This is a genomic window from uncultured Ruminococcus sp., assembly GCF_937915125.1.
Taxonomy (GTDB): Bacteria; Bacillota; Clostridia; order Oscillospirales; family Ruminococcaceae; genus Ruminococcus_C.
This window is the reverse complement of sequence record NZ_CALDMP010000064.1, coordinates 1-8,123: the sequence shown is the minus strand read 5'-3', so window position 1 is coordinate 8,123 and position 8,123 is coordinate 1. Positions and strand designations below refer to the sequence as shown.

The window sequence follows — 8,123 nt, the reverse complement described above, 5'->3', positions numbered from 1 at the left end:
CCTCCACCATTGCTGCGCAATGGTCCCCCTCCCCTTTCAGGGGAGGCATTATCTGAAAAATTTATAATTTGTTAAAGACGGTCGTTTTCAGCCTCCCCTGAAAGGGGAGGGGGACCGCCGATAGGTGGTGGAGGGGGTATTATACTGACAAACAAAATTTATTATTCTAAATTACTTCAGTTTTCCGTCTCGTCTTTCCGGGACATGGTGATATGTCGGCGGAAATCGGATTCTCCTTTTCCGATCACCCGGCGGGACAGCTGATAGATATCCGTGGACTGGGATTCCAGCGCCGCACAGCGTCCTGCCTCCCGGCTGGTATGCGCCAGCTCTGCCAGAGAGTGGGAGAAAGGCAGGAGCCGCTTCTGCTTGGAATCCCGGAGAATTTCACGTCCCTTGTCGTTGAAGGCGAGGATTCTGCCATAGGGCGGATACTGCTGCATGTCCGCCGTGCGAATGTCCAGGAGAATGTGCAGCAGGATCCGGCGCAGGCGTGCCATGGGATAGCGCTTTGTCTGGATGCTTTGCAGCAGTTCCTCCAGAGAGGATGCACGCTTTGCCTTATACAGCCGGTGCTCCAGTCCCTGACCCACCTCGGCGATGCTGCGCAGTTCGTCCGGGTCTGTGGTGCGCAGCTTGTACAGAATGAGCCGCTCCAGATTCTGCATAGAGCCGGTGTGTCCTGCGAGACTGGCATCCCGGAGGGCGTGCCAGGCATAGGATGGCATCATACGCCGGCAGTCGCCTCCTTCGGAGAAAAACTGCCGGATGTAGGTGGCGCTTGCGGTGCCATCCTGGGCAGGCTGGGCACTGTTATGACCTGCGCCCTTTCGCTGGATGGTGACAGGGCGCAGGGGACTGTGCATTTCTTCTATGGCGTTGAGATAGGCGATGGCGAGGGTGTTGTTGGGCTGGCGCAGGACATCTGCGGTGTCCTTTCCGTAGAGCTGCGTCACCATTTGTGAGAGCACCTCCGGATAGGAATAGCCGGAACGCAGAAAATCGTCCATGACATCGGCATATTCTGTCTTGCAGACACGGCATGCCTGTGCCGCCTGGGACAAAAGCCGGATGCTGCCGCATTCGCTGCCGAAAGAAATTTCCTGGACATTGCCCAGTGCTGTCAGAAGCGCCACGCCGCCCATGGCGAAATTTTCCGCCGGCGCCAGGGCATAGGGCACGGGCAGCTCCAGCACCAGATCTACGCCGCCCTGGATCGCCAGCTTGGCACGGGTGAATTTGTCCAGAATGGCGGCATCGCCCCGCTGGACGAAATTGCCGCTCATGACGGCAACGATGCCCTCTGTGCCAGCCTGCCGCACCTGTTCCAGGTGGTAGAGATGGCCGTTGTGCAGGGGATTGTATTCGCAGATAATACCGCTGATTTTCATGTAGAATCCTCCAGAATCTATGCAGAAAACGAAAAATTTACAGCCTTTTTCAGGGGAATTTCTGTAAACCTCTTGCATTTTCTGCAAAAAAGCTTATAATAATATATGGATGGGCACAGACGAGGCAGTGCTCACAACACAATATAACGAAACGGTGCGGGACGATGTGACAAAGCACCGTAAGGAAAAGGAGAAGAAACCCCTATGATTATTCTTGTTGTCAATGCAGGAAGCTCTTCTTTGAAGTATCAGCTCATCGACATGAAGGATGAGTCTGTTATCGCAAAGGGTAACTGCGACCGTATCGGTATCGACGGTCACCTGAGCCACAAGACAGCTTCCGGCGTAACGGTGGAAGAGGATTGTGCATTCCCCACTCACGCTGAGGCTTTTGAGCGCCTGGTACAGGCACTGACCACCGGCGAGGGCGCTGTGATCTCCAGCATGGATGAGATCTCCGCAGTCGGTCACCGTGTGGTACAGGGTGCAGAAATATTCACAAAGACCACCCTGGTAACCGATGAGATCATTGACAAGATCGACGAGCTGCGTGAGCTGGCTCCTGTACATAACCACGGCCATGCACTGGCACTGTGGGCATGCCGCAAGATCCTGCCCGATGTTCCTCAGGTCACTGTCTTTGATACTGCATTCCACCAGACCATTCCTCAGAAAGCATTCATGTACGGCTTCCCCTATGAGGACTATGAGCAGTACCATGTCCGCAAGTACGGCTTCCACGGCACATCCCATCGGTTTGTTACCGCAAAGCTGGCAGAGGTTATGGGAAAAGATCTGAAGGATCTGAAGGTGGTTTCCTGCCATCTGGGTAATGGTTCTTCCATCACTGCGGTACAGAACGGCGAATCCGTGGACACCACTATGGGCTTCACACCTCTGGACGGCGTACTCATGGGCACACGCTGCGGCGCAGTTGACCCGTCTGCAGTAACTTATGTTGCCGGAAAGCACGGCTTCGGCGTTTCCGACATGGATACTTATATGAATAAGAAGTCTGGTATGCTGGGCATTTCCGGAAAGTCCTCTGACTTCCGTGATATCACCGCTGCTTCTGAGGCAGGGGACAAGCGTGCCACTCTGGCAAAGGATATGCTGGTCTATGATATCAAGAAGGATATCGGCGCATATGCCGCAGCTATGAACGGTCTGGACGCTGTGATCTTCACTGGCGGTATCGGCGAAAATGCACCGAACTGCCGTGAAGAGGTCTGCGAGAATATGGAATTCCTGGGGATCAAGATCGACAAGGAAGTCAACAACTTCAAGGGCGAGCTCAAGAAGATCTCCACACCGGATTCTAAGGTTGAGGTATGGGTCATCCCCACCAACGAGGAACTCCTCATCGCACGTGACACCCTGGCAATGATCCAGAAGTAAGTAGCGCTGCGTAACCCATGTGCAAAGGCGAAGCCAGATAAAACGGCTTCGCTTTTTTGCTATGGGTCAGAACGATTGAAAATGTATTTGAAAGGACTTGATCATATGACCACGCCGGAAACCACGCCCACTTTTATGGAACAGGCACTTGCCGCCAGAGAGAACGCCTATGCGCCCTATTCGGGTTTTCAGGTAGGCGCTGTGCTGGCAGCCGCAGACGGCAGGCTGTTTTATGGCTGCAATGTGGAAAATGCGTCCTATTCCATGACGATCTGTGCCGAACGCAGCGCCATTTGTGCGGCAGTTGCCGCCGGCGTCCGGGAATTCCATAAAATCGCCATTGTGGGCGGCAGAACCGCAGAAGAAGCACGGACAACGCCCTGCACACCCTGTGGTGCCTGCTTGCAGGTGCTGGCGGAATTCTGTCCGCCCACCTTCCCCATATTGCTGGCAGATGGAGTGCATCTGCTGGGAGAACTGCTGCCGTCACAGTTTCAGTTAGACTGAGATTTTCCCTTGTCTGCCGGACGGTAGGATGTGCCGTCGGGACGGATCACTACTGTGTTGTCCAGCTGACCCCGGAGATTGCCTACTACTGCTTGGCGGTATTCCAGGCGCAGTGCACTCTGCTCCTCTTTTTCCTCCGGCGTCAGTCCTTCGGTGCGGGATTTCCGTGCCAGTTCATTGATGCGTGCCAATTTTGCAGGATCCATGCAGATTCCTCCGTAGAAAACAGTTTTGTATTGTATTGACTGTCAAACCATGTGTTTTTTTGTCATTACAACCCAGCCTATAGTATAGCATAAAACACGGGAAAAGGCAAGAGAAATTTTGCTTCAATGAGGAACGGCATTGCCCATTGCTCAAAATGAATTGCGTCCGGACGTTGACAAGGAAACGCAAAATCGTTATACTATAACTACAAGAAAATTCAGACGAGAAAAAACAGGGGGAATTGTAAGATGAAAAAAAGATTGCTGGCGCTTTGTGCTGCCGTTTGCTGTCTCATGGCAGGCTGCGGCGCAGAGTCGTCCCATGAAAATAAAAACACAGCTCCGCCGGAACAGACAGGAACTGCCGCGGATGCGGTGACAGAGACTGTCCCGGAACCGGAAACAGAAGCAGAGTCGAAATTGACAGGCTATCTCTGGGAGGCATACGATTGTGCACTGGAATATCCGGCACAGTATACTTTAAAGCCAGAAAAACAGGAGACAAAGTCCATCGGGGACATTGGCATGGAGGATGATGTAGCTTCGGCGTCCTGTTCCTTTGCGCCGCAGGAGGACAACGGCAGCAGCATCGTCCTGCTGGTTGCAGAGGATTCCATGAGAAATGCTGCATTTGATGCCATAGAACCCAGACAACTATCCATGCATATGGGTATCGATGATCCCATGCTGCTCATGGGAAAGACCCTGGACGAAGTAACCCTGCCCCATTGTTCCGGAATGCAGGTGCGGGCACGGAAGCTGACCACAGAATGTGCCGTAGAGAATAAGCCCGGTCAGCTGTCTATTTTGCTGGTGAACAACTTCACGGCAGATCAGTTCTACATGCTCGTGATGGTCAATACAGAGGATGCCTACCGGGACTACTGCGCTTCGCCGGAGGCGTATTTCTACCTGGGAAATTGTTCTCTGGAAAATGGTGCAGTGCAGCAGACTGTGCTGTCGGCACCCAGCGAACCTTTGACACTGGAACTGCCGGAACTGGGGACAAGTCTGGAACTTCCGGCGCAGTGGCGGCAGATCGAGGATGCCGAAACAGAATTTGACATTCAGCCCGGGGAATATCAGGGGTTTTATGCCTTTGAAACAGCAGACGGAGATTCGCTGATGCTCTCGTTCAGTGAGGGTACGACAGATGAGATTTTTACTGCATCCTTTGAACAACAGAAAGGTTCGTTTTATAGCAGCGGCGCCATGCCGGGGACAGAGGAAAAATGTACAGTAGACGGCTATACGGCGTATTACATGCAGACCAGACATATGATGGAATACAGTATAACAGACAGCGGCGTCACCGGAGGCGGTTCCTATATAAGCGATGTCTGGCTTATCAACCGCACGGGAGCACATCCCAATCTGATCACTGTTTCCATGGCGCATTTCGGAGACGAGCAGTCTGATTTTGCGGCGCATCTGGAGGAATATCTCACGCTATAAGGTCGGGATTCAGAACAGAAAGGAATTACTATGGAACATAACACGATCCAGGGGGTTATTTTTGATCTGGACGGTACACTGCTGGACTCCACCGGTGTTTGGTCGCAGGTAGATCGTCAGATCCTGGAACACTATGACCGGGAAGTACCGCCGGATATTACCCAGGTGGTACGGAAGATGTCCATTGAGGAATCTTCCCGCTATTTTGTGGAACGCTTTTCTCTGTCCTGTACACCGGAACAGCTGGCGCAGCAGGTCTCGGACATGGTGGCGGAGGAATACCACCAGCATTTGCAGCTGAAGCCTCATGTGCCGGAACTGCTGGACTGGCTGGACAAAAAGGGCATTGTTTACGGCGTGGCAACGGCGACCTATGGGGAACTTGCACAGGCGGCGCTGAAACGGCTGGGATTATGGGAACGCATCCAGTTTTTGCTGACAGAGCAGGAAGTGGGCGCACCAAAGACCCAGCCCCGGATCTTTCGGGAAGCTGCCGGGCGGCTGCATCTGGGCAGGCGGCAGATCGCCGTGGCAGAGGATTCGCTTCACTGCGTGGAGACTGCCAGAGCTGCCGGATTTTTCACCGTAGGCGTATATGACCCGGTGAGCGACAGCGACTGGGCGGCAATGCGTGCCACGGCAACGGTGACAGTAACCGACCTGCTGGAAATGCAGGATATTTTCCGGTAGGGTGGAAAATGCGATGGAATTGCCGAAGCGAAAGCCGAATCGTCTGATGGGGTATGATTATGCCGCATGCGGGGCGGATATTATCCGCCCCTACAATTTCAACGGTGGTCGGTCAAATGAAACGATGGGTATCCAAACAGATCGGGTTTCCTGTCTGGCAAAAATCTTTCTACGACCACATCATCCGCAATGAACACGAATATCAGCAGATATTGACAGTAATCCGGCGTTGTGGCTGGATGGAAAGGATACGTTATGTCAGTGAATCCCACGCCAACCCAATCCCTTGAACAAATTTCCCACGGGCTGACTGTCTGCACTAGTCAGCTGCACCGCTTCGGCACAGATGCTGTACTGCTGGCGGAATTCTCTGGTTATCGCCGGAAAGACCGTGTCTGCGACTTGGGGACAGGCTGCGGTATTATTCCCATGCTCATGCAGCGCAAAGAACCGCCCCAGGAGATCTACGCCGTGGATATCCAGCCGGAAGCCATTGCACAAATGCGCCAGGGCATTGCCGCAAGCACGGCGGTACAGTCGCAGATGCATCCCATCTGCGCCGACCTGAAGCAGCTCTGGGAGGGTGCACCTCTGGGACAGCTGGATCTGGTGACCTGCAATCCGCCCTATAAAGCATACCAGGCGGGGCTGGAAAGCCAGCTGACTGCCCAGAAGATCGCACGTCATGAGATCCTGTGCAACATCTACGACGTGTGCGCAGCGGCGAAAAAACTCCTGCGATTCGGCGGAAAGCTCTGCATCTGCAACCGCCCGGAGCGTCTTGTGGATGTCATAGATGCTATGCGCCAGAACGGCATTGAGCCGAAACGTCTGCAATTTGTGGCGAAGTCCCCGGAATCTGCCCCATGGTTATTTTTACTGGAGGGCAGAAGCGGCGGAAAATCTTTTTTAAACGTGCTGCCCCTGCGCATCGTAGGGGACGGCAATGCTGTGACAACAAGAGGAACAGAAACGAATGAAAAATCCAATTTATAAACGTGCACTGGCACTTGCAGTTCCCATGATGATCCAGAACGGTATTACCAATATGGTGAGCCTTGTGGACAATATCATGGTAGGCAGTCTGGGCACAGAAGCTATGACAGCAGTTTCCATTGTGGGACAGCTGATCTTTGTATTCAATCTCGCTATTTTCGGCGGCTTGTCCGGACCGGGCATTTATGGCGCACAGTTCTACGGACAGAAAAATCTGGAGGGTTTTCAGAATACCTTTCGCATCAAGCACTGGATCTGTGGCTTTTGTCTTGCCGCTGGTCTGGGGATCTTTCTCCTGGGCGGAGAAACCCTCATCGGGCTGTATCTCCACGGAGAAAGTGCATCCATCGACCCGGTTCTGACCATGAAGTATGCCATGGAATATCTGCACATCATGCTTCTGGGATTGCTACCCTTTGTGGCGACCCAGATCTATGCCAGCAGTCTCCGGGAGACCGGCAACAGCGTAAAGCCTATGACAGCCGGCATTGTCTCCGTGGCAGTGGACGTGGTGTTCAACTATCTGCTGATCTATGGCAGCTGCGGTATGCCGAAGCTGGGCGTTCGGGGTGCTGCCATTGCAACAGTATTGGCACGTGTTGTGGAAATGTGCATTGTGATCATCTGGGCGCAGCTTTCCCGAAAAAAACACGTCTTTTTGCAGGGGGCATATCGCACCCTTTTGATCCCCAAGGCACTTGCCGGGAAAATGATCCGGAAGAGTCTGCCCATCTTCTTCAACGAATTCCTGTGGGCAGGGGGCATTGCGGCACTGACTCAGTGCTACTCCATCCGGGGACTGGAGGTCGTGGCAGGACTGAATATTTCCAATGCCATCTGCAATCTGCTGAACGTAGTATTTGTGGCGCTGGGTTCTGCCGTGGGCATTCTCATCGGGCAGACCCTGGGTGCATCCCAGTATGAAAAAGCAAAAAAGGATTCCTTCAGTCTCATGTGGTTCACCGGTGCAGTCTCCCTGGGGCTGACCGTGATCCTCATTGCCGTTTCCGGCGTATTCCCGAAGCTCTATGAGACTACGGAACAGGTGCGGTGGTACGGGCAGTGGTTCATTATCATCACGGCTCTGTTTTTCCCGGTGCAGGGATTTCTCAATGCCCTGTATTTTACCCTGCGCTCCGGCGGAAAGACCCTGATCACCTTCCTGTTTGACAGTGTGTACACATGGCTTTTGCCTGTGCCGGCGGCGCTGGCACTTTGCTATCTCACATCTCTGCCTATTTTTGCTGTGTATGCCATTGTGCAGGCGGCAGATATGGTGAAGGTGCTGGTGGGCTATGTGCTCATTCGGAAGGGCGTGTGGATCAGCAATCTGGCAGAGGGTGAATAGAGATATCTATGGAATCACTGATTCAATCACGCCTTGTGGCTTGGCACGCATCTTGCTTGCATATTTTCTGTCATATCTCGCAAAAATGCTCGTGAATACACAAAGTATTCACTGCGCTTTTTGTTTCATCTG

General features: G+C 53.2%; 8 protein-coding genes. 6 read left to right on the top strand and 2 right to left on the bottom strand.

What is annotated here, in order from left to right; genetic code table 11:
- Window positions 1-176: 176 nt before the first annotated feature.
- Window positions 177-1,391: a nucleotidyltransferase gene (locus Q0418_RS06530; protein ID WP_298483342.1), complete on the bottom strand. Its 1,215-nt coding sequence runs from the start codon at window positions 1,389-1,391 to the stop codon at window positions 177-179.
- A 204-nt stretch (window positions 1,392-1,595) separates the two neighbouring features.
- Between Q0418_RS06530 and Q0418_RS06525 the strand changes: the two genes are divergently transcribed.
- The gene (locus tag Q0418_RS06525; protein WP_298483341.1) at window positions 1,596-2,789 is read left to right on the top strand and encodes an acetate/propionate family kinase; all 1,194 of its coding nucleotides are present in this window, start codon (window positions 1,596-1,598) and stop codon (window positions 2,787-2,789) included.
- 81 nt (window positions 2,790-2,870) lie between these two features.
- The gene (locus tag Q0418_RS06520; RefSeq protein ID WP_298483340.1) at window positions 2,871-3,296 is read left to right on the top strand and encodes a cytidine deaminase; all 426 of its coding nucleotides are present in this window, start codon (window positions 2,871-2,873) and stop codon (window positions 3,294-3,296) included.
- Here the strand turns inward: Q0418_RS06520 and Q0418_RS06515 are convergent.
- Complete coding sequence (locus Q0418_RS06515; protein ID WP_298483339.1) at window positions 3,284-3,502, bottom strand: DUF896 domain-containing protein; 219 nt, start codon at window positions 3,500-3,502, stop codon at window positions 3,284-3,286. The two genes, Q0418_RS06520 and Q0418_RS06515, sit on opposite strands and share 13 nt — an antisense overlap.
- Before the next feature lie 249 nt (window positions 3,503-3,751).
- Here Q0418_RS06515 and Q0418_RS06510 point away from each other — a divergent pair, with 249 nt between their 5' ends.
- The 4 genes from Q0418_RS06510 to Q0418_RS06495 all read left to right on the top strand — a co-directional run bounded on the left by Q0418_RS06510 (window position 3,752) and on the right by Q0418_RS06495 (window position 7,991).
- Window positions 3,752-4,957: a hypothetical protein gene (locus tag Q0418_RS06510; RefSeq protein WP_298483338.1), complete on the top strand. Its 1,206-nt coding sequence runs from the start codon at window positions 3,752-3,754 to the stop codon at window positions 4,955-4,957.
- A gap of 30 nt (window positions 4,958-4,987) precedes the next feature.
- The gene (locus Q0418_RS06505) at window positions 4,988-5,647 is read left to right on the top strand and encodes an HAD family phosphatase (RefSeq protein ID WP_298483337.1); all 660 of its coding nucleotides are present in this window, start codon (window positions 4,988-4,990) and stop codon (window positions 5,645-5,647) included.
- A 255-nt stretch (window positions 5,648-5,902) separates the two neighbouring features.
- A complete protein-coding gene (locus tag Q0418_RS06500) occupies window positions 5,903-6,643 on the top strand; it encodes a tRNA1(Val) (adenine(37)-N6)-methyltransferase (protein WP_298483336.1) in 741 nt (246 codons plus the stop codon).
- Window positions 6,624-7,991: an MATE family efflux transporter gene (locus Q0418_RS06495; protein ID WP_298483335.1), complete on the top strand. Its 1,368-nt coding sequence runs from the start codon at window positions 6,624-6,626 to the stop codon at window positions 7,989-7,991. Before Q0418_RS06500 ends, Q0418_RS06495 begins: the two co-directional genes overlap by 20 nt.
- Window positions 7,992-8,123 lie beyond the last annotated feature (132 nt).

What these genes read in the sequence shown, in the direction of transcription:
- Q0418_RS06520 (WP_298483340.1), top strand. Translation starts at nt 2,871, where the DNA reads ATGTATTTGAAAGGACTTGATCATATGACCACGCCGGAAACCACGCCC.
- Q0418_RS06505 (WP_298483337.1), top strand. Translation starts at nt 4,988, where the DNA reads ATGGAACATAACACGATCCAGGGGGTTATTTTTGATCTGGACGGTACA.
- Q0418_RS06515 (WP_298483339.1), bottom strand. Translation starts at nt 3,502, where the DNA reads ATGGATCCTGCAAAATTGGCACGCATCAATGAACTGGCACGGAAATCC.
- Q0418_RS06510 (WP_298483338.1), top strand. Translation starts at nt 3,752, where the DNA reads ATGAAAAAAAGATTGCTGGCGCTTTGTGCTGCCGTTTGCTGTCTCATG.
- Q0418_RS06530 (WP_298483342.1), bottom strand. Translation starts at nt 1,391, where the DNA reads ATGAAAATCAGCGGTATTATCTGCGAATACAATCCCCTGCACAACGGC.
- Q0418_RS06495 (WP_298483335.1), top strand. Translation starts at nt 6,624, where the DNA reads ATGAAAAATCCAATTTATAAACGTGCACTGGCACTTGCAGTTCCCATG.
- Q0418_RS06525 (WP_298483341.1), top strand. Translation starts at nt 1,596, where the DNA reads ATGATTATTCTTGTTGTCAATGCAGGAAGCTCTTCTTTGAAGTATCAG.
- Q0418_RS06500 (WP_298483336.1), top strand. Translation starts at nt 5,903, where the DNA reads ATGTCAGTGAATCCCACGCCAACCCAATCCCTTGAACAAATTTCCCAC.